Source organism: Mycobacterium sp. 20KCMC460, from assembly GCF_022179425.1.
GTDB classification, from domain to species: Bacteria; Actinomycetota; Actinomycetes; order Mycobacteriales; family Mycobacteriaceae; genus Mycobacterium; species Mycobacterium kiyosense.
The window spans coordinates 1,584,316-1,603,841 of record NZ_AP025524.1; the positions used below are offsets into that span (position 1 = coordinate 1,584,316).

The following is a 19,526-nucleotide window of genomic DNA, read 5'->3' on the forward strand; positions in this document are numbered from 1 at the left end:
CGATGGTAGACGGGGCAGCACCCGCTTGGTTGCGGATAGGGCGGCTTTATCAGGTCACCGCGCTGAAACGGGCACGGTGAGGCCGAGGCGCAGTGCCTGCGCAGCTTCCGCGGCGGCTTCGGCGAATCGGCCGCCGAGCCCGACGAAATTCAGGTAGCCGTGCGGCAGGTCGGCCTGCCGGGACAGGGTCACCGGAACCGCTGCGGCACGGAGCTTTTCGGCGTATTCCTCGCCCTCGTCGCGCAATGGGTCGAAGCCGGCGGTGGCGACGTATGCCGGCGGCAGCCCGGTGACGTCGCCGTGCAGCGGGGACAGCCGCGGATCGCGCAGGTCGGTGCCCGGCGGCAGGTAGTGGGCCAGCGTCCACTGCAGGTTCTCCTCGGTGAAGGTGAAGCCGTGGGCGAACAGGTCGCGCGACGGGCGGCGGCTGCTGAGGTCCGTCGGCGGATACACCAGCAGCTGAAACGCCGGTACCGCACCGCCGTTGCGCACCGCCTGCTGCGCTGTCACCGCGGCCAGGTTGCCGCCCGCGCTGTCGCCGCCGACGGCGATGCGCTGGGGATCGGCGCCGAGCTGCTCGGCGTGACCGGCGGCGTATTCGAACGCGCACAGCGCATCCTGCGCCGCGGTGGGGAAGCGGTGCTCGGGCGCGCGCCGGTACTCGACCGACAGCACCAGCATTCCGGCGCGGTCGGCCAGGAAGCGGGCGACCGGGTCGTGGCTGGCCCGCGAACCGACCGTGAATCCGCCGCCGTGGAAGTACACCAGCAGCCCGGACGGATCGGGCAGGCCGGCGGGGGTGTACAGGCTGGCGGGTATGTCGGCGTCCCCGGCCGGAATGTTCACCTCCCGGACCGTCACCGGCACCCTCGAGCGGTACCCGACGAGCTGCGGCAGCTCCTCGTAGACCGCGCGGGCTGTTGCCACCGAGTCGGCGAAGACGTCCGAACCGGACAAGTTCTTCAGCCGGAGGGCCAACTGCGCGTCGAGCGCCTGCTGTTGGCCGTCGATGCGCACGGGCGGACCGGCCAGCAAGCGGCGTGCCGGCCGGGGTAGAGCGAACAGGGCGTGCACGATCGCGGATTTCGCGCGGACCGCTGGCGGTGTGGCAGGCATGGCAGACATCTCCTCAGTCGGTGATCGGTGATGCCTTCCAGCGTCATTCGGTCGCGGCGTGCGCGCTTGGACGGATCCGTCAGATCGCGGCCCGGATCGCCTGCGCGAAGTCGCGGGGAGCCGCCCCGGTCATCTCCCGGCACACCCGGGTGGCGTGCGATCCGTCGGCGAACCCGGCCCGGTGGGCGGCGTCGGTGACCGATACGCCGTCGGCCAACTGGGTCACTGCGGTGACGAGCCGCTGCCAGCGGATCGCCGCGGACAGCGACACACCGGCCTGTTGTCGGCACAACCGGCCGAGGTAGTCGGGCGACAACGCGACCGCACCCGCGACCGAGGCGACGTCGACGTGGTCGGGCACCCGATTCGCGACGACTTCGATCGCCTGCCGGAGTTGCGGATGCACCGACGGCATCCGCCCGTCCGGTTCCGCGCGGCGGCACAACTCCGCGACCAGGAAGTCCGTCGCTGCCCGCGGATCGGCGTGCGTCGCCAAACCGATTGTCGCCGTGGCGAGTTCGACCCCGTCCGGGACCAGCCAGATGCCGCGCGGCCGGCCGAGGGTGCGGCTCAACTCGTTCAACTCAGCGCCCTGCGGGGTCTGCAGTCCGAAGTACACCGTCACCGCCCCGGACCCTGCCTCCGAGCGCACCGCGTGCCGCGCGCCGCTGCCGACCACGGCCAACCGGCACCGGTGTGACGCGACGCCGTCCGTTGTGATGGTCAGCGGCCCGGTGCGGCCGAGGGTGACCTGAACCGCGGGGTGGTGGTGCACGGCGAGATCGGAGAACTCGCCGGAAACCATGAGCCGTCCGGTGCCCAGGTCCCTCACCTGCACTCCGACACCCTAACTCCGGGGTCAGCCCCAGGGCACCCGGCAGGAGTCTCCGGAGCTGAAGCCCTGCTCGGTGATGCCCAGCGCCGAGTACATCCGGGCGCGCATGTTCTCGATGCCGATCTGGTAGGTCAGCTCGATCACACCGGCCTCGCCGAACCGGGCGCGCAGATCGTCGACCTGTTCGTCGGTCACCGAGTGCGGGTCGGTGGTCATGGCGTCGGCGTACGCGATGGCGGCGCGCTCGTCTGCGCTGAACAGGGACGACGTCGCGTAGTCGTCGATGTCTCGGAGTCGATCCACGTCCAGGCCGTCCAGGCGTTGCAACATCGATCCGAAATCCACACACCACGAGCAGCCGATGGTGCGTGCGGTCCAGAACACCGCCAGCTCCCGGACGCTGGGGGGCAGTGTGCGCGACGCGCTCTGCAACAGGGTCTCGTGCACGGCGTTGGCGACCAGCAGCCGCGGGTGGTGCGCGGCCACCGTGAACGGTTCGGGGACCTCGCCGAAGCGTCGTTTGGCGATCCGGTACATGGTGCGCGCCAGCAGTCCGGCACGCTTGGGGGGCAGGGCCTCGATACGGGGTTTCTCAGTCATGACCATCAGACGAGACGGGCCGCCGGTTCGTGACAGCCGGGTAGACATTCAGGACCCCAAGAATTCGCCAAGAATCCTTACAGGAGCGCCCCGGACTCTGGATGGGTGGCACAGCCGACGTCGTCTTACTGGACTTACACCGCGATTCCGATGGTCAACGACCTCGAGGAGCAAGCGCACGAGGAGGTGCTGGTCGCCGACGCGCGGCTCGACCAGCCCGGCATCTGCGCCGCGGTGGAGGCGGTCTTCGAGGCCAACCCCACCCTGGGCGCGGTGTTCGAACCGAGCCACGACCACTGGCTGTCCAGGCCGGGCGGCGCCTGGAGCTGGGCAGTCGAGCCGCCGGGCACCACGGTGACCGAGGTGATCGCGCGCCAGCGCGCCGGCTACGACAAGCGCACCGGCCGGCTGTTCGCGGTGTCATTGCTGCCCGGCGCTCGCGACCGGTTGGTGCTGACCGCCAGCCGCCTGTGCGTGGACGACATCGTGTGGCGTGCCGTGGTCGACGGGTTGATGACGGCCTACCGCGGCGGAGCCCTGGCTCCCGACGCCACGTACCGGGCTAGAAATCGAGGCGGATGCTCATGGGCGTGGTGGCGGGCAGGTCGCCGCCGCCGATCACCTGTCGCGCCAGCGGTGTCAGCGCACTGAACAACACCTGCAGTTCGTCGTCGTCCAAACCGTCGAACACGTGCAAAGCCAAAGTGTCGGTGAGGTTTTCGATCTGGTCCTTGAAGCGGCGGCCGTCGGCTGTCAGGGTGCCGTCGTCGCCGAGCAGGCCGCGGGCCGCCAGGCTGCGCCGGCACGCTTCCCACTCTTGGTCGTCGTAGTGGCGGGCGCGTTTCATGTACTCCGCCGGTATCGGGCCGGCCGCGGTGTGCAGCACATTCGATTCGCGCCCCGAGATGCCCGCGGCCGCCAGCGCCGCGATGTGTCCGTCGCCGCGGTGCTCCCGCAACAGCGTCGCCGCGTGCCACAATGCTGCGACCGGCCCGGTGGGCACCGGCAGTGCCATGTTCGCCGCGAACAGCGGCCGGGCGCCCAATGGGGTGTGCCGCGCCGCGCGGATCGCCAATTGTGCGGCAGTGCGGACATTTTCGTTGTCGTCGGCCAGCCCGCAGCGGCGCAATGCCGCCACCGCGGAGTCCTGCCGGGCGCGCAGCACGACCTCCGGCGCGGCGAGCTCCCACGCCGCGGGCAGCGCCCTGGCGACCCGCGCGTGGGCGAAGTTGTAAAACACCGCGGTCACCACCTCCGGCGCTACCTGCCCCAGCGGAGCCGAGCGGGCGGCGAAGTAGCCGGAGAAGAAGCCGCGGAAGCCCAGGCCGTCCAGCGCTTCGCGCGCCTCGGGCGCGAAGTACGTCACGGCGTGGATGGGCTCGAATCTGTCGTAGAACTGCCGGGCGAGTTCGGGTGTGCGTTGCATGCTTGCAGCTAAGCACTTTCGAGGTTCACGCCGCTGCGGGTTGACCGCATCGAGGGACCGCCGCCTCGACATTGCGTGCACCATGGGTCGTCGAGCTGACGCCGCTAGGCGCACAGTCGGTTTCGGCTTTACGATAACTACTGAATAGGGTCACAAGATATACGGTGAGGACCATTGATATCTGTAGCCGCGCCATGCCGAGCAGGGATGGACGTGCGAGATGTTTGATTTCGAAACCACCGACCTACGATGTGCCGAAGCGTTTCTCAGCCGTGCCTACACGCGCGTTCGTCTCGAATGTCCCGGCAAACCGGCACCCACTCGTGCGCAGCGCCGTTGGTTGGGCGCCTTGAGTTTCAGCGACCTCGACATTCACACCGAGCTGCATTACGAGCTCGATCCGCTGAACAAGGTCTGTATAACTCGCGCGCATGCCGGTTTTATCGAGACACACACCACCGGCGACGCGACTACGTTCTTGACAGCCAAGGACTCAATCTGTATTTCCAGCGGGGAATTGCCGTCCTCGGGACGTATGTATGCCACCTTTGACGTGACCATGTTCGACACAGCCGAGTTGAGCAAGGTGGCCGCGACCGACCCCGTCAGTTCCGACGCCACCGTGCGGCTGACGGGACGACAGCTGGTATCTCGCGCCGCGGGACGACGACTGAGTTCGCTGATCGATTATCTGCGAGGTGTGCTTATCGATGCCGAGGCCCGCGAATCAGAATTGGTCGCCGCCACCGCGATCTCGCATCTGGCCGCCACTGTGCTTGCCGCGTTCCCCAACAACGCTGTCGCCGAACCGAATTGCGCAGATCGCATCGACGCAGCCAAATCAACCCGGCTACGTCGCGCGATGGCCTTTGTCGAGGAGAATGCTCAGCTCGATATCACGGTCAATGACATTGCGGCTGCCCTCTATGTCTCTCCGCGGTCTGTGCAATATATGTTTCGGCGGCACATGGACTGCACTCCGATGGACTACCTGCGCCGTGTGCGACTGCACCGTGCCCACCAGGATTTGCAGGACAGCGACCCCACGACTTCGTCCGTCGGGCAGATCGCTCACCGCTGGGGCTTTGCTCACGTGGGCAGGTTCGCTTCTCATTACCGAGCGCAATACGGCCAGGAGCCGCATCGCACGCTGCGCGGTTAGGCAGACTCGCGGGTCACGGCGAACCGTCTTGCCCGCTCAGGCCGTGGACGCCGAGCAGTGTGCCCGCCGTTCCGCCAGTGCCGCCGGAGCCACCGTTATAACCCAACAGGCCGTCTCCGCCGTTGCCGCCGTTGCCGCCGTTGCCGATCAGCTTGGCGTTGCCGCCCGGCCCGCCGTCGCCGCCGGAGGGGAGATTCAACCCGCCGCCGCCGCCGTTGCCGCCGTTGCCGATCAGGCCGGCATCGCCGCCGGCACCACCGTGGGCAGCCCCGCCGCCTGACCCGCCCGTGCCGCCGTCGCCGATCAACCACCCTCCGTTGCCGCCATTGCCGCCGTTACCACCGAGCCCCGGGCCGTATACGGCGCCGGCGCCTCCGGCCCCGCCGGTGCCCATCAGCCAGCCGCCGTTGCCGCCGTTGCCGCCGTTGTTAAGCGCGAACGAGCCGCCGGACCCGCCGGCCCCACCGGTGCCGAACATGCCGCCGTTGCCGCCTGCCCCACCGATACTGACGGCGGAGCCGAAGGGACTATCGCCGGCGCCGCCCCCGGCGCCGCCGGTCGCGCCGGAGAGCAGCCCGGCGTTGCCACCGGCGCCGCCATCGCCCCCGCCGCCGGTGCCACCACCGGCGTACGTGAACGCGCCGCCCGCGCCACCTGCGCCGCCATCGCCGGCAAGCAATCCGCCGGTGCCCCCATGTCCGCCGGCCCCACCGGAGCCGCTGCCATCAACCAAATTGTCTGCACCGTTGCCGCCGGCGCCGCCGGCGCCGAAAAGCCCACCGTTACCACCGTTACCGCCGGCACCCGCGGCGAAACCGCCCGGGTTGGTACCGCCGTTGCCGCCGTGACCACCGGGGCCGAAGATCCCGCCGGCGCCGCCGACCCCGCCGGCTCCGCCACCGAAGCCGCCGGGGTCGGGCGCACCGTTGCCGCCGGCACCACCGGCGCCGAACACGCCGCCGGCGCCGCCAGTTCCGCCAGTTCCGCCGCCGGTGCCGCCGTAGGGATTTATCGCGCCGTTGCCGCCGGTTCCGCCGTTGCCGAACAGGCCGCCCGCGCCGCCGGTTCCGCCGTTGCCGGTCACGGTGAAGCCGGCCCCGCCGTCGCCGCCGGTGCCGCCGGTTCCCCAGATGAGCCCGCCGGCCCCGCCGGTTCCGCCGTTGCCGCCGGTTCCGCCCGCCCCGCCCGCCCCACCCGCCCCACCCGCGCCGAAAAGCCCTGCGGCGCCGCCGGCTCCGCCATTTTGGCCCGCGCCACCGGAGCCGCCGTTGCCGCCGTTGCCGAGCAGGATCCCACCGGCTTGCCCGGCTTGCCCGGTGCCGGGGGTACCGTTGGCGCCGTTGCCGATCAACGGCCGGTATAGCAATGCCTCGGTGGGGGCGTTGATCACGTTGAGCAAGCCTTGCACCGGATCGGCCGCGAAACTCTGCAGCGCTACCACCCCGGTCGCTTCGGCCGTGGCGTAGGACGCCGAGGCGGCCTGCAGCGCCGCGACGAACTGATCGTTGAAGGCCGCCACCTGCGAGCTGAGGGTCTGAAATTGCTGCCCATGGCCGGAGAAGAACGATGCGATCAACGCCGACACCTCGTCTTCGGCTGCGGCCAACACCCCTGTCGTGGGGTTGGCGGCCGCGGCACTGGCCGAACCGAGCGCATTGCCGATCGCGGCTACATCGCTGGTCGCGGTGTCCAACGCGGCCGCCGCCACTGTCACAAAAGCCATCTGTGCTTCCCGCCATCCCGACTATTGAGTGCGCAGCGCTAACCGCAGCTTCGCTACCGGCAACTAATCAGGCCGATTCCCAACACGATTGGCGACGACTCGCTTCGTTCGCTATCCGAACTATTGCTTTCGCTGGGCGGCTCAAACGAGGTCGCCGCGCCCGGCTAACGGGAGAACATCGTCGCGCGCTTGACCTCTTGGATCGCCTTGGTCACCTCGATGCCGCGCGGACAGGCGTCGGTGCAGTTGAACGTGGTGCGGCAGCGCCACACCCCGTCGACCTCGTTGAGAATGTCGAGGCGTTCGGCGGCCGCCTCATCGCGGCTGTCGAAGATGAAGCGGTGCGCGTTGACGATCGCCGCCGGGCCGAAGTAGCTGCCCTGGTTCCAGAACACCGGGCAGCTGGTGGTGCAGCACGCGCACAGGATGCACTTGGTGGTGTCGTCGTAGCGGGCACGATCGGTCGGGCTCTGAATCCGTTCGCGCGTCGGCGGGTTGCCGCTGGTGATCAGGTACGGCTTGATGGCCCGGTATGCGTCGAAGAACGGTTCCATGTCGACCACCAGGTCCTTCTCCACCGGCAGCCCGCGGATCGGTTCGACCGTGACGGTGAGTTTCTTGCCCGGCTTGTGGGGCAGCAGGTCGCGCATCAGCACCTTGCAGGCCAGCCGGTTTACCCCGTTGATCCGCATCGCGTCGGAGCCGCACACGCCGTGGGCGCAGGAGCGGCGGAAGGTCAGCGTCCCGTCCAGGTAGCCCTTCACGTAGAGCAGCAGGTTCAGCAGCCGGTCGCTCGGCAGGCACGGCACCCGGAAGCTCTGCCAGCCGCCGGTGGCCGCGAACTTGTCCGGGTCGTCGGGGTTGAAGCGGGCGATCTTCAGGGTCACCATCACCGCGCCGTCGGGAACCGGGGGCAGCGGCGGCTCGAGTGTCTGAACCTCGGTTTCGGCGGTGGTTTCCGAACTCATCAGTACTTCCGCTCTTTGGGCTCGTAGCGAGTCTGCACGACGGGTTTGAAGTCCAGCCGGATGTCACTGAGCAAATCGGTGCCCTCCTTGTCGACCCCAATTTCCTTATAGGCCATCGTGTGGCGCATGAAGTTGACGTCGTCGCGGTTGGGGTAGTCCTCGCGGGCGTGACCGCCGCGGGACTCCTTACGATTGAGCGCACCCACCACGGTGACCTCGGCCAGCTCCAGCAGGAAGCCCAGCTCGATGGCCTCCAGCAGATCGCTGTTGAAACGTTTCCCCTTGTCGTGCACGGTGATTCGGGAGTAGCGCTGTTTGAGGGCGTGGATGTCGGTGAGCGCCTGCTTGAGGGTCTCCTCGGTGCGGAACACCGCGGCGTTGTTGTCCATCGTCTGCTGCAGCGCGGTGCGGATGTCGGCGACGCGTTCGTTGCCGTGCTCGGAGAGGATGTCGGCGACCCAGCGCTGCACCATCGCCGCCGGCTCCGGTGGCATGTCGGAGAAGTCGTTGCCGCGCGCATAGGCGGCCGCGGCCAGGCCGGCGCGGCGGCCGAAGACGTTGATGTCCAGCAGCGAGTTGGTGCCCAACCGGTTGGCGCCGTGCACCGACACGCACGCGCACTCACCGGCCGCGAACAGGCCGGGCACGGTATTGGTGTTGTCCCGCAACACTTGTCCGGTGACCGTGGTCGGGATGCCGCCCATCACGTAGTGACAAGTCGGGTACACCGGGACCAGCTCGTGCACCGGATCCACGCCCAGGTAGGTGCGGGCGAACTCGGTGATGTCGGGCAGCTTGGCCTCCAGCACGTCCTCGCCGAGGTGCCGCACGTCGATGTAGACGTAGTCCTTGTTGGGGCCCGCGCCGCGGCCCTCCAATACCTCGAGAACCATCGAGCGCGCGACGATGTCGCGGGGTGCCAGGTCCACGATGGTCGGCGCGTAGCGCTCCATGAACCGTTCCCCGTCGGCGTTGAGCAACCGGCCGCCCTCGCCGCGCACCGCCTCGGAGATCAGGATGCCCAGGCCGGCCAACCCGGTCGGGTGGAACTGATGAAACTCCATGTCCTCCAACGGAAGTCCCTTACGAAACACGATGCCGATGCCGTCGCCGGTCAACGTGTGCGCGTTGGAGGTGGTCTTGTACATGCGGCCGGAGCCGCCGGTGGCCAGCACGATCGCCTTGGCGTGGAAGACGTGGATCACCCCGGTGGCCAACTCGTAGGCCACCACCCCGGTGGCTACCGGGCCGGTCGGGGTCTCGGTCAGCACCAGGTCCAGGGCATAGAACTCGTTGAAGAACTGCACGTCGTGCTTGACGCAGTTCTGGTAGAGCGTCTGCAGGATCATGTGGCCGGTGCGGTCGGCGGCGTAGCAGGCCCGGCGCACCGGGGCCTTGCCGTGATCGCGGGTGTGCCCGCCGAAGCGGCGCTGGTCGATGCGGCCCTCGGGGGTGCGGTTGAACGGCATCCCCATCTTCTCCAGATCGAGCACGGCGTCGATGGCCTCTTTGCACATGATCTCCACCGCGTCCTGGTCGGCGAGGTAGTCGCCGCCCTTGACGGTGTCGAAGGTGTGCCATTCCCAGTTGTCGTCCTCGACGTTGGCCAGCGCGGCGCACATGCCGCCCTGGGCCGCGCCGGTGTGGCTGCGCGTCGGGTACAGCTTGGTCAACACCGCGGTGCGGACGCGGGGACCCGCCTCGACCGCGGCGCGCATGCCGGCGCCGCCGGCGCCGACGATCACCACGTCGTATCGGTGTTGTTCGATCACGGATTCGCGCCTCTCACGAGATGTTCGGGTTGAAGGTCATCAACACGTACGTCCCGAGCATCAAGGTGAACACCATCGACGCCGTCAGCAGCGTGTTGAGCCAGAACCGGGTGATGTTCTTGCGGCTGTAGTCATCGATGATGTTGCGGATTCCGTTGCCGCCGTGCAGTTGTGCCAGCCACAGCAGCAACAGGTCCCAGACTTGCCAGAACGGTGAGGCCCAGCGTTGCGCGACGAAGTTGAAGTCGAGGCGGAAGACGCCGCCGTCCCACATCAGCATGATGAACAGGTGTCCGATCGCCAGGAACACCAGCACGATGCCGGAGAACCGCATGAACAGCCAGGCGAACTTCTCGAAGTTCGGGATGCCGGCGCGGCGGCGCGGGGAGCGGGGGTTGTCCAGGCTGGCCGGCCGGTCGTAGCTGCGTTGCCGGACCGGAGCTATCTGACCGGGGCCGAGCTGAAGGTCCGGAGCGCTCATCGCAGCTGCTCCGAAACGTGGATGCCGATCACCACTCCGGCCATCACCAGGGGTATCAGGAACGCCACCGCGACCACCCACAGCATCGTCCGCTGATGGCGCGGGCCTTCGGACCAGAAGTCGATCAGGATGATGCGGATCCCGTTGAGCGCGTGGAACAGCACGGCGGCCACCAGGCCGTACTCCATAAGGCTGACGATCGGAGTCTTGTACGTCGCCAGGACTTGGTTGTAGGCCTGCGGGCTGACCCGTAGCACCGCCGCATCCAGCACGTGGACGAACAGGAAGAAGAAGATCGTGGCCCCGCTGATGCGGTGCAGCAGCCACGCCCACATGCCGGGGTCGCCCCGGTACAGGGTGCGCGGCGGCCGCCGTTTGCGCGGGGATCCGGGGGTGACCGGTTCCGCGGCCTCGGTTTGCGTACTCACCTGGGTTCTCCCCCTTCTGCCGGGCACCCGAGCTTAGCTCGGCCGACGTTGCCGGCGGTAGGAAAGCGATGCGATGCAGCTGACGTGTTGCGGCGGAGGTTAGGGTGATTCCGGTTGATTCGGCGCGTGCGCGATCGGGGTGACAAGTTGGCAGAGCTTGATTGGAATGTGCTGCGGGACAATGCAATCAAAGCTTCTGCGCGGGCCTATGCGCCGTATTCCGGGTTTCGGGTAGGGGCTGCCGCGCTGGTGGACGACGGCCGCGTCGTGGCCGGATGCAATGTGGAGAATGTCTCATATGGCCTTGGTCTCTGCGCCGAATGCGCGGTGGTGTGTGCCCTGCACGCAGGCGGTGGCGGTCGGTTGCTGGCGCTGGCTTGTGTCGACGGCGACGGTGCGCCGCTGATGCCGTGCGGGCGCTGCCGCCAGGTGCTGTTCGAACACGGCGGACCCGAGATGCTGGTCGACCACGCCGACGGCCCGCGGCGACTGGGCGACCTGCTGCCCGAAGCGTTCCAACCCGACCTGCGCCGGAACTTGTCGTGAGCGGCAACGCGCTGGCAGCCGTTCTCGTCGTAACCGTCCTCGGTCTGGCCGGATGCGGCTCACCTTCGGCGACGGCACCGACCGCGTCGCCGGCGTGGTCGGAGGAGTCCGTCACATTCCAGGTGGGTGCGATGACGGTGTACGGCACCTTCCGTCACCCCGCCGGGCAGCAACCGGCGGCGCCGGCGGCGCTGCTGATCGCCGGCAGCGGGCCGACCGACCGGGACGGCAACTCCGCGGTCATACCCGGCCAGATCGACACGTTGCGAAACCTGGCTCGGGCACTCTCCGACAACGGCGTGGCCAGCCTGCGCTACGACAAACTCGGCACCGGCCAGACCGGCGTCGGCCCGTACGCGGCGGACCCCGGCAAACTCGACATGGCGGTGTTCCAGGATGAGGTGGCCGCCGCCCTGAGCTTTCTGGCCGGCCGGTCCGGCGTCGACAAGAACCGGCTCATGGTGATCGGCCACAGCGAAGGCGCCCTGTACGCCCTGTTGGCAGCGGCCGCGCCGGGCACGGTCACCCCGGTGCGGGCCGTGGGGCTGCTGGAGCCGCAGAGTCGTCGCGTCCTGGACCACGTACTCGAGCAACTGCATGCCCAGGCGGACGCGGCCGTCACGGCCGGAAAGCTGACCGCCCCCCAAGCCGCCGAGTACACCGCGGCTTTCGACAAGGCCATCCGGGATTTCCGGGCCACCGGTCAGGTCCCGCCGGACGAACCGGCGGCGCTGAAGCCGATCATCAACGCCGCCAACGCGCGGGTACTGCAGCAGGAAGATGCCGTCGATCCCGCCCAGGCCGCCGCCAAGCTGCCCCGCGGGATGCCGGTGCTGGTCAGTTGCAGCGACGCAGACACCCAAGTGACCTGCGACGACGTCGACCGCCTGGTCGCCGGCCTGACCAGCGCCGGCACCAAAACCGACTTCGTGCACCTGACCGGGGTGAACCACGTCCTCAAGGAGGACGCCAGCAGATCACCGGAAAACTACATCCGACCGCTGCCGTTCTCCGCCCAGCTCACCGCCGCGCTGGCGTCCTTCGTCAAAGGCAACCTGTGACCGGCCCGGCTCTCGACGCTTTCGACGCGCCCACGGTGATCCGGACCAAGCGGGACGGCGGCCGGCTGTCCGACGCGGCGATCGACTGGGTGATCGCCGCCTACACCGACGGCCGGGTGGCCCCCGAGCAGATGTCGGCGTTGCTGATGGCGATCCTGCTGCGCGGCATGGACCGCGGCGAGATCGCCCGCTGGACGGCGGCGATGCTGGCGTCGGGGCCCCGGATGGACTTCACCGACCTGGGTCTGCCGACGGTGGACAAGCATTCCACCGGCGGGGTCGGCGACAAGATCACCCTGCCGCTGGTGCCAGTCGTGATGGCATGTGGGGGTGTGGTGCCCCAGGCCTCCGGGCGCGGGCTGGGCCACACCGGCGGCACCCTGGACAAACTGGAATCGATCCCCGGATTCACTGCCGAGCTGTCCAACACGCGCGTACGTGAGCAGCTCCGGGACATCGGGGCCGCCATCTTCGCCGCCGGCGAACTCGCCCCCGCCGACGCCAAGCTCTACGCGCTGCGTGACGTCACCGGCACGGTCGAATCGCTGCCGCTGATCGCCAGTTCGATCATGAGCAAGAAGCTGGCCGAAGGGGCGGGCGCGCTGGTGCTGGACGTGAAGGTGGGGTCGGGGGCCTTCCTGAAAACCGAAGACCAGGCCCGTTCGCTGGCCCACACCATGGTCGACCTGGGCACCGCGCACGGGGTGCCCACCCGCGCCCTGCTCACCGACATGGACTGCCCACTGGGGCGGGCCGTCGGCAACTCGCTGGAGGTGGCGGAGTCGCTGGAGGTGCTGGCCGGCGGCGGGCCGCCGGACGTGGTGGAACTGACGGTGCGGCTGGCCGCCGAGATGCTCGAGCTGGCCGGGCTCGCCGGCCGTGATCCCCGGCAGACGTTGCGGGACGGCACCGCGATGGACCGGTTCCGGCGGCTGGTCGCCGTCCAGGGCGGCGATTTGGCGAAACCTTTGCCAATTGGTGAGTGTTCGGAAACCGTGACGGCCACTTCAAGCGGCACAATGAGCGACATCGACGCGATGGCAGTGGGGCTGACGGCGTGGCGGCTCGGTGCGGGCAGATCCCGACCGGGTGCGCGGGTGCAGCACGGCGCCGGCGTGCGGATCCATCGCCGACCCGGCGAGCCGGTGGCCGCCGGTGAGACGCTGTTCACGCTCTACACCGACACCCCGGAACGCTTCGGCCCGGCACTGGCCGAGCTGGACGGTGCCTACCGGCTGGCCCCGGCCGACCAGCCGCCCGCGCCCCGGCCGCTGATCATCGATCGGATCACGCCATGACTCTGAGCCTGGAACAGATCAAGCAAGCGCCCAAGGCGTTGCTGCACGACCACCTCGACGGCGGGCTGCGCCCGGCCACGGTGCTCGAAATCGCCGCGGAAGTCGGCTACGACGAGCTGCCGGCCACCGACGTCGAGGCGCTGGCGACCTGGTTTCGCACCCGGTCGCACAGCGGGTCGCTGGAGCGCTATCTCGAACCGTTCTCGCACACCGTGGCCGTGATGCAGACGCCCGACGCGCTGTTCCGGGTGGCACACGAGTGTGTGGAGGACCTGGCCGCCGATTCGGTGGTGTACGCCGAAGTCCGGTTCGCCCCCGAGCTGCACATCAACCGCGGGCTGTCGTTCGACGAGGTGGTGGACGCGGTGCTCGCGGGGTTCGCCGCCGGTGAAAAGGCTTGTGCGGCAGACGGTCACGCGATCAAAGTGCGCTGCCTGGTGACTGCGATGCGACATGCCGCCATGTCGCGCGAGATCGCCGAACTGGCGATCCGGTTCCGGGACAAAGGCGTGGTCGGGTTCGACATCGCCGGCGCCGAGGCCGGCTACCCGCCGACCCGGCATCTCGACGCGTTCGAATACATGCGAGAGAACAACGCGCGCTTCACCATTCACGCCGGCGAGGCGTTCGGGTTGCCGTCCATCCACGAGGCGATCGCGTTCTGCGGCGCCGACCGGCTGGGTCACGGGGTGCGCATCGTCGACGATATCGAGGTCGCCGACGATGGGCGGGTCAAACTTGGCCGGCTGGCATCGCTGTTGCGGGACAAGCGAATTCCGTTCGAAATGTGCCCGAGCTCCAACGTGCAGACTGGCGCGGTGTCCAGCATCGCCGAGCACCCGTTCGATCTGTTGGCGCGCACGCGCTTCCGGGTCACCGTCAACACCGACAACCGGCTGATGAGCGACACCACGATGAGCATGGAGATGTACCGGCTGGTCGAGGCGTTCGGCTACGGGTGGAGCGACCTGGAGCGGTTCACCATCAACGCGATGAAGTCGGCGTTCATCGCGTTCGACGAGCGGCTGGCCATCATCGACGAGGTGATCAAGCCGCGGTACGCGGTGTTGATCGGGTAGCGCGTCTGCGCGTGTCGCCGCGATTGCTGGAGGCCTCCACAACGGAATTGGCGGCTATCGCGTCGGCGCTCGACGCGGCACATCTGGATGCAGCTATCCCCAGCTGCGCGATAGCACCCGCGGGGCCGTCCATCGCCGACGTGCTCGGTGGCCCGCTCACTGGCCCCTTCGGCAGCGTCTTTCGGGATCTTGTTCGACGCGTTTTTCCTGCTCTGGCTTGGCGGTACTTTTATTCTGGCTCCCGTGGCTTTGTCTGCATTGGCCTGCGTCACGGGCGGAGGTCCTGCTACTAGCGTGGACCCATGCAGCTGCCGGAGTGTGTTCGGGACGACGACGCCGGACTCTTCCAACTGCCCGACGGCCGCACGCTGGCTTACCAAGAATGGGGTGACCCCGGCGGCTATCCGGCCTTCTACTTCCACGGCACCCCGAGCTGCCGGTTGGAGGGTGTGTTCGCCGACGGGGCGGCGCGACGGCACGGGTTCCGGCTGATTGCGGTCGACCGGCCCGGGTTCGGACGCTCTACGTTTCAGCCGCGGCGCCGGTTCCTGGACTGGCCTGCCGATGTGTGTGCACTGGCCGACGCGCTGGGACTGACGGAGTTCGGCGCGGTCGGGCACTCGGGGGCCGGCCCGCATCTGTTCGCCTGCGGCGCACTTATCGCGGGGTTGCGGCTGAAATTCATTGGCGCACTCGGACCGTGGGGTCCATTGGTGACGCCGCAGATTATGCGTGGCCTCAGCGCCACCGACCGGCTCTACGAGCGGCTGGCGCGGCTCGGGTCGTGGCCGTTCCACGCGGCCTACGTTCCGCTGGGCTGGGGTGCCCGATTTGCGCCCGGGTGCTTCAGCCGCGCTGTGACGACGTCGTTGCCCGAAACCGACCCGCACCATGTAGGTGGCGAGGTTTTCCTGCGGCACTTCCGCGCCATCCAGCTCGAGGCGTTCCGGCAGGGCGGTCGCGGCGGTGCGCACGAAACATTCCTCGAATACCGCCCGTGGGGATTCGGGGTCGAGCAGGTCGCGGTGCCCACTCATATCTTTCAGGGCGACCGTGACACGTTCATCCCGCGCGTCATCGGCGAATACCTGGCGCGCAGCATTCCCGGCGTTGACTTCCAATGGGGAATTGGCAAGGGGCACTTTGCCATTGAAGCCTGGGACGACATCCTGGCGGCATGTAAGGGGATCCAGGCCGATAACATTTAAAGTTGGACGCAAGTCGGGAATCTAACCTCTGGCGAGTTGTCTACCTGCCGTCTTCGGCAGATCTAGAGCAGAGTGATCGCGACTGGTATACCGAGTTGATCAGTGGCACTGGCCAAGCGGCTGTCGACGGTGATCACGGCGGCGGAGCGTTCGGCGGCGACAGCGACGTACAGGGCGTCGTAGATCGAGATGTTGTGCCGCCAGGCCCAGGCGGTGCGCAGGAGCAGTGCATCAGGAAGCACGTATTCGATGGCGAGTGCGGTGATGGCGTCGGCGGCGGCCTCGGCGTCCTCGGGTTGCAATTGTTTGCGCAATACGGCTTTGTGCAGAGTGCGTAGTACCTCGCCCGGCATGTGGGCGGGCGCGAGCCAGCCGTCGTCGTCGTTCAAAGCTGTGCGTGCCGTGTCGCCTTGGGGAGCGCCGCTCGTGAGCGCCAACACCAGCACGCCTGCGTCCACCACGATCACAGGATCAAATTCACCCGTCGCGGTCGGCGCGGATGACGGTCGCCACTTCTTCGGCGGTCATCGTGAGGCTGCGATGACCAGCCAACGCCTCCAAGAGCTGCCGGTTGCGTTGAGCTTGGTACTCCCGCTCCAACAGTGATCGCAGATACGTTTGGGTGGATTGGCCGCGCGCTTCGGCACGGGCCGCCAGCGCGTCGCGAACTTCTTCGGGGACGTCTTTGATCTGAATCGCTACGGCCATGGCCCAACCTAACACATGTGCATGTCATGCGCATGCAGTGGCCTTCTCACCGGACCTTCTCCCCAGGCGATTGGCCGCGTCGGCCGCTGGCATGGCTGAGAATGGGCGGCGTGGGCCCAGCTGTGGACGTGCGGATACGGTAGCGCCCCCGCGGTGCGAGCTACTCCCGGCGCAGGCGGCTCTCGACGAACGCCTCCAGCTTCTCCCACGCCCGCACCGCGGCGGAATACGGACCGTTGGGCTTGCTGACGGAGTCGGGTTCCAGCACGTAGGCGATCAGCTTGCCCAGCGGCTTATTGGTTTCCAGTGCCTTGTCGACGGTGCTTTCCTCGGAGTAGTCGCCGATGTCGCGGAGTAGTTCGACGGCCAGGTCGAGCTGATCACGGTCCACCGCCTCGGGGCCGTCGGCGAAGTCGTCGGCCAGCCCGCTGAGCACATAGACGTTCTCGTCGGTGATGTCGACCTTCAGCGAGCCGTCGGTAGCGGCGGTGCGGATGTCGTCATAGGTGCTCAAATCCGACAGGTCGTGGTCGTGCTCGTCGGCGAGGTAACGGGCCAGCGCCCGCTCGGAGCTGAACACGCTGATCCGGCCGTTGCGGCCCAAGAAGATCGGACGATCATCGAAATAGCAGCGCAGCGTATAGAAGGTGCCCGAACTGGTCATGATCCGGATCGGATCGATGCCCACCTGCGCCCAGAAGTCCTCGTCGCTGCCCAACACCACCGTGTCGCCCTCGGCGCGGCCCTCGTCTTCCTCGTCTTCCTCGTCGTCCGAGTCGTCCGTGTCGTCCGTGTCTTCCGAGGCGTCCGTGTCGTCGGCTTCGTCGGCCTGTTCGTCCTCCTCGGCAGCCTCGCCCGCCGTCTCGTCGGCCGCCTCCTCCTCGGGTTCCTCGGGTTCCTCGATCTCCTCCTCGAGTTCCTCGGCGGCCTTCGCCGACAGCTCCTCGTCGACCTCGGGGGTGCTGACGACGTCGTCGAGGGCCTTGAGCACGTCGTCCCAGCTGCGCGCGATCACCTCGGCGATCGCCTCCCAGCGCTTGCGGCCCGCCTTGCCGGTGAAGTTGTCGATCCCGCCGGACACCGTGCCCAGCGTCGGGTTGCCGTTGAAGAATTTCGAGATCGCCGGCAGCTCACACACCGAGCCGATCGACGAGACGATCGCCAGCGCCCCGGCCAACGCCGCCACCGACTCCTCGGTCGGCTTGTCGGCAACCAACTCCTCGACGGCAACCAAGTCGAACCGCTTGTCCTCGGCCGGCTCGAACTTGCGGGCGTGCGCCTCGGTGATGCCCCGCCACGCCGGGTGATCGGTCAGGTCGTTGTCGTCGTTGCTGCGTACGAACGCAACCAGGTCCGCAACGTTCTCGAACGCATACAGGTCTTCGTCCTTGCCCAGGAACGCCTCCCACTCGTCCCCGGAGTCGCGCCAGCGCGGCGCCCACAGCGTGTAGAGGTCGCCCTCGGACAGGCTCAGGCGGATGGGCACGAGGTCAGCAGCCATGCGGCACAGAATAGCGACCCGCCCCGTCCGCGCTTATCCGCCCCAAATAGTTGCGATGGGCGGCGCGTTGGCCGCCAAACCGGTTTTGGGCAGCCCGTACATCTCCTCCAGCGTGGCCAGCACGTTGTAGTGGCTGATGGTCTCGTTGTAGCTGCCGGGCTGGATATGCGCGCCGTAGAACACCGTCGGGATCTGGTTGCGCTGGCCGCCGTCGTCCTCGTCCCACGTCAGGATCAGCAAACTGTTGTTGGCCTTGGCCCAGTTGGCGTACGCCGACATCCGGCTGTTCAGCCAGGCGTCGCCCTGGGCGATCGAGCCGTCGTGCATGTTGTTGTCGTTGTTCGGGATGACGAACGACACGGTCGGCAGCGACGCATAATTCGCCGGCTGCGGGAACGCCGAGAACGGCACCGACACCCCCGGCGGCACGTTGCTGAAGTTGACCCACGGCACATGCTTGCGCGCATATTTGCCCGCGCTGCATACCGTCGAACCGACCGCCGGCAGGTCCTCCGAGTAGCCGCCGAAGGTGTGGCCGGCGGTCAGCAGTTCGGAGGCCAGGTTCGGTTGGGCGCCGACCTCGACCGGGCAGCTGTCCTTCTTCAATCCGAACGTGCTGCCGGCGAACAGCGCCAGATAGTTGGGCTCACTCGGATGGGTCTCGGCGAATGATTGCGCCATCATCGCTCCGCCGGCGGCCAGCGCGTTGATGAACGGCGCCGCCTGATTGCCGATGATGTTGGCCTGCGAGCGGTTCTCCTCGATCACGATGACCACGTGGGCGTAGGTGGGCAAAGCGGCCGCCGCCAAGGCCGGCCGGGGGGTGGGCAACAGGACCGCGCCCACCGCGGCGATGGCACAAAATGCCCTGCTCAGAGGCCATTTCAGTCGCCGCATGCCGGGAGTATATGGCTCGGCCGGAGCGGCCGACGGGAAGCGATCACGCGTGTCAGCAGGCCTGAACCGGATTGTTATATAAGGTCACTGTCCGTGGAGGTGCATGTCGTTGACCACCCGCTGGCGGCGGTCCGGCTGACCGTATTGCGCGACGAACGCACCGACAACGCCACCTTCCGTGCCGCGCTGCGCGAGCTGACGCTGATGCTGGTCTACGAGGCCACCCGGGACGCGCCCACCGAGCCGATGTCGATCCGGACGCCCCTGGCCGAGACGACGGGTGCGCGGCTGGCCGAGCTGCCGCTGTTGGTTCCGGTGCTGCGCGCCGGGCTGGGCATGGTCGACGCGGCGCTGGCGGCATTGCCCGGGGCTGCGGTCGGTTTCGTCGGGGTGGCCCGCAACGAACAGACCCACCGGCCCAACCCGTATCTGGCGTCGCTGCCCGAGGACTTGTCCACGCAGCCGGTGCTGATCCTGGACCCGATGCTGGCGACCGGGGGATCGATGACGCACACCGTGCGCCTGCTGCAGGAGCGCGGCGCCACGCGCATCACCGCGGTGTGCGTGGTGTCGGCACCGGAAGGCATCGCGGCGTTGGGGGAGGCGGCGCCCGGCGCACGATTGTTCACCGCGGTCGTCGACGACGGGCTCAACGAGATCGCCTACATCGTGCCCGGACTCGGTGACGCCGGCGACCGCCAGTTCGGGCCGCGCTGA

General features: G+C 68.1%; 20 protein-coding genes and 1 pseudogene. 8 read left to right on the plus strand and 13 right to left on the minus strand.

Features of this window, described 5'->3' with window-relative positions:
- Window positions 1-54: 54 nt before the first annotated feature.
- From MKCMC460_RS07375 to MKCMC460_RS07385, 3 genes and pseudogenes are all read right to left on the minus strand, one after another.
- A complete protein-coding gene (locus MKCMC460_RS07375; protein WP_236981322.1) occupies window positions 55-1,116 on the minus strand; it encodes an alpha/beta hydrolase in 1,062 nt (353 codons plus the stop codon).
- Window positions 1,117-1,195: 79 nt separating this feature from the next.
- The gene (locus MKCMC460_RS07380) at window positions 1,196-1,954 is read right to left on the minus strand and encodes a helix-turn-helix transcriptional regulator (protein WP_236981323.1); all 759 of its coding nucleotides are present in this window, start codon (window positions 1,952-1,954) and stop codon (window positions 1,196-1,198) included.
- 21 nt (window positions 1,955-1,975) lie between these two features.
- A pseudogene (locus tag MKCMC460_RS07385) lies at window positions 1,976-2,584 on the minus strand (carboxymuconolactone decarboxylase family protein); the annotation flags it as partial.
- Between the two features lie 72 nt (window positions 2,585-2,656).
- On the opposite strand from MKCMC460_RS07385, the gene MKCMC460_RS07390 reads away from it, so the two are divergent.
- A complete protein-coding gene (locus MKCMC460_RS07390; protein ID WP_236981324.1) occupies window positions 2,657-3,202 on the plus strand; it encodes a hypothetical protein in 546 nt (181 codons plus the stop codon).
- Here MKCMC460_RS07390 and MKCMC460_RS07395 read toward each other — a convergent pair.
- Entirely contained in the window at window positions 3,114-3,977 is an 864-nt protein-coding gene (locus tag MKCMC460_RS07395; protein ID WP_238305468.1) for a hypothetical protein, read from the minus strand. The genes MKCMC460_RS07390 and MKCMC460_RS07395 overlap by 89 nt on opposite strands.
- 220 nt (window positions 3,978-4,197) lie before the next feature.
- On the opposite strand from MKCMC460_RS07395, the gene MKCMC460_RS07400 reads away from it, so the two are divergent.
- Entirely contained in the window at window positions 4,198-5,139 is a 942-nt protein-coding gene (locus tag MKCMC460_RS07400) for a helix-turn-helix transcriptional regulator (protein ID WP_238305470.1), read from the plus strand.
- Between the two features lie 13 nt (window positions 5,140-5,152).
- Here the strand turns inward: MKCMC460_RS07400 and MKCMC460_RS07405 are convergent, their stop codons facing one another.
- The 5 genes from MKCMC460_RS07405 to sdhC form a co-directional block, all read right to left on the minus strand.
- Window positions 5,153-6,862: a PE family protein gene (locus MKCMC460_RS07405; protein WP_238305472.1), complete on the minus strand. Its 1,710-nt coding sequence runs from the start codon at window positions 6,860-6,862 to the stop codon at window positions 5,153-5,155.
- A gap of 164 nt (window positions 6,863-7,026) precedes the next feature.
- Window positions 7,027-7,830 carry a succinate dehydrogenase iron-sulfur subunit gene (locus MKCMC460_RS07410; protein WP_236981328.1) on the minus strand — a complete coding sequence of 268 codons (804 nt, stop codon included), beginning with the start codon at window positions 7,828-7,830 and terminating at the stop codon, window positions 7,027-7,029.
- On the minus strand, window positions 7,830-9,602 hold the full coding sequence (sdhA, locus tag MKCMC460_RS07415; protein WP_238305474.1) for a succinate dehydrogenase flavoprotein subunit: 1,773 nt from the start codon (window positions 9,600-9,602) through the stop codon (window positions 7,830-7,832). Before sdhA ends, MKCMC460_RS07410 begins: the two co-directional genes overlap by 1 nt.
- A gap of 13 nt (window positions 9,603-9,615) precedes the next feature.
- Window positions 9,616-10,083: a succinate dehydrogenase hydrophobic membrane anchor subunit gene (locus MKCMC460_RS07420; RefSeq protein WP_236981330.1), complete on the minus strand. Its 468-nt coding sequence runs from the start codon at window positions 10,081-10,083 to the stop codon at window positions 9,616-9,618.
- Window positions 10,080-10,511, minus strand: coding sequence for a succinate dehydrogenase, cytochrome b556 subunit (sdhC, locus tag MKCMC460_RS07425; protein WP_255731143.1), 432 nt, complete (start codon window positions 10,509-10,511; stop codon window positions 10,080-10,082). The genes MKCMC460_RS07420 and sdhC overlap by 4 nt, the downstream gene beginning before the upstream one ends.
- A gap of 147 nt (window positions 10,512-10,658) precedes the next feature.
- Between sdhC and MKCMC460_RS07430 the strand changes: the two genes are divergently transcribed.
- The 5 genes from MKCMC460_RS07430 to MKCMC460_RS07450 all read left to right on the plus strand — a co-directional run bounded on the left by MKCMC460_RS07430 (window position 10,659) and on the right by MKCMC460_RS07450 (window position 15,703).
- Window positions 10,659-11,057, plus strand: coding sequence for a cytidine deaminase (locus MKCMC460_RS07430; RefSeq protein ID WP_236981331.1), 399 nt, complete (start codon window positions 10,659-10,661; stop codon window positions 11,055-11,057).
- Complete coding sequence (locus MKCMC460_RS07435; RefSeq protein ID WP_238305476.1) at window positions 11,054-12,118, plus strand: S9 family peptidase; 1,065 nt, start codon at window positions 11,054-11,056, stop codon at window positions 12,116-12,118. Before MKCMC460_RS07430 ends, MKCMC460_RS07435 begins: the two co-directional genes overlap by 4 nt.
- Window positions 12,115-13,416 carry a thymidine phosphorylase gene (locus tag MKCMC460_RS07440; RefSeq protein ID WP_238305478.1) on the plus strand — a complete coding sequence of 434 codons (1,302 nt, stop codon included), beginning with the start codon at window positions 12,115-12,117 and terminating at the stop codon, window positions 13,414-13,416. Before MKCMC460_RS07435 ends, MKCMC460_RS07440 begins: the two co-directional genes overlap by 4 nt.
- Window positions 13,413-14,495, plus strand: coding sequence for an adenosine deaminase (locus MKCMC460_RS07445; RefSeq protein WP_238305479.1), 1,083 nt, complete (start codon window positions 13,413-13,415; stop codon window positions 14,493-14,495). The genes MKCMC460_RS07440 and MKCMC460_RS07445 overlap by 4 nt, the downstream gene beginning before the upstream one ends.
- A gap of 302 nt (window positions 14,496-14,797) precedes the next feature.
- Complete coding sequence (locus tag MKCMC460_RS07450) at window positions 14,798-15,703, plus strand: alpha/beta fold hydrolase (protein WP_236981333.1); 906 nt, start codon at window positions 14,798-14,800, stop codon at window positions 15,701-15,703.
- Between the two features lie 62 nt (window positions 15,704-15,765).
- Here MKCMC460_RS07450 and MKCMC460_RS07455 read toward each other — a convergent pair whose 3' ends face one another.
- The 4 genes from MKCMC460_RS07455 to MKCMC460_RS07470 all read right to left on the minus strand — a co-directional run bounded on the left by MKCMC460_RS07455 (window position 15,766) and on the right by MKCMC460_RS07470 (window position 18,809).
- Window positions 15,766-16,164 (minus strand): type II toxin-antitoxin system VapC family toxin, encoded by a 399-nt coding sequence (locus MKCMC460_RS07455; protein WP_236981334.1) that lies wholly within the window; start codon window positions 16,162-16,164, stop codon window positions 15,766-15,768.
- Between the two features lie 16 nt (window positions 16,165-16,180).
- Window positions 16,181-16,411: a hypothetical protein gene (locus MKCMC460_RS07460; RefSeq protein ID WP_236981335.1), complete on the minus strand. Its 231-nt coding sequence runs from the start codon at window positions 16,409-16,411 to the stop codon at window positions 16,181-16,183.
- Between the two features lie 160 nt (window positions 16,412-16,571).
- Window positions 16,572-17,912 (minus strand): primosomal protein, encoded by a 1,341-nt coding sequence (locus MKCMC460_RS07465; protein ID WP_236981336.1) that lies wholly within the window; start codon window positions 17,910-17,912, stop codon window positions 16,572-16,574.
- A 33-nt stretch (window positions 17,913-17,945) separates the two neighbouring features.
- Entirely contained in the window at window positions 17,946-18,809 is an 864-nt protein-coding gene (locus MKCMC460_RS07470) for an alkaline phosphatase family protein (protein WP_236981337.1), read from the minus strand.
- 93 nt (window positions 18,810-18,902) lie between these two features.
- On the opposite strand from MKCMC460_RS07470, the gene upp reads away from it, so the two are divergent.
- On the plus strand, window positions 18,903-19,526 hold the full coding sequence (upp, locus tag MKCMC460_RS07475; RefSeq protein ID WP_236981338.1) for a uracil phosphoribosyltransferase: 624 nt from the start codon (window positions 18,903-18,905) through the stop codon (window positions 19,524-19,526).

Excerpts from the sequence above, each read along its gene's own strand:
- MKCMC460_RS07460 (WP_236981335.1), bottom strand. The coding sequence starts at position 16,411 with ATGGCCGTAGCGATTCAGATCAAAGACGTCCCCGAAGAAGTTCGCGAC.
- MKCMC460_RS07400 (WP_238305470.1), top strand. The coding sequence starts at position 4,198 with ATGTTTGATTTCGAAACCACCGACCTACGATGTGCCGAAGCGTTTCTC.
- MKCMC460_RS07465 (WP_236981336.1), bottom strand. The coding sequence starts at position 17,912 with ATGGCTGCTGACCTCGTGCCCATCCGCCTGAGCCTGTCCGAGGGCGAC.
- MKCMC460_RS07470 (WP_236981337.1), bottom strand. The coding sequence starts at position 18,809 with ATGCGGCGACTGAAATGGCCTCTGAGCAGGGCATTTTGTGCCATCGCC.
- MKCMC460_RS07410 (WP_236981328.1), bottom strand. The coding sequence starts at position 7,830 with ATGAGTTCGGAAACCACCGCCGAAACCGAGGTTCAGACACTCGAGCCG.
- MKCMC460_RS07445 (WP_238305479.1), top strand. The coding sequence starts at position 13,413 with ATGACTCTGAGCCTGGAACAGATCAAGCAAGCGCCCAAGGCGTTGCTG.
- MKCMC460_RS07450 (WP_236981333.1), top strand. The coding sequence starts at position 14,798 with ATGCAGCTGCCGGAGTGTGTTCGGGACGACGACGCCGGACTCTTCCAA.
- MKCMC460_RS07375 (WP_236981322.1), bottom strand. The coding sequence starts at position 1,116 with ATGCCTGCCACACCGCCAGCGGTCCGCGCGAAATCCGCGATCGTGCAC.
- MKCMC460_RS07395 (WP_238305468.1), bottom strand. The coding sequence starts at position 3,977 with ATGCAACGCACACCCGAACTCGCCCGGCAGTTCTACGACAGATTCGAG.
- MKCMC460_RS07405 (WP_238305472.1), bottom strand. The coding sequence starts at position 6,862 with ATGGCTTTTGTGACAGTGGCGGCGGCCGCGTTGGACACCGCGACCAGC.
- MKCMC460_RS07420 (WP_236981330.1), bottom strand. The coding sequence starts at position 10,083 with ATGAGCGCTCCGGACCTTCAGCTCGGCCCCGGTCAGATAGCTCCGGTC.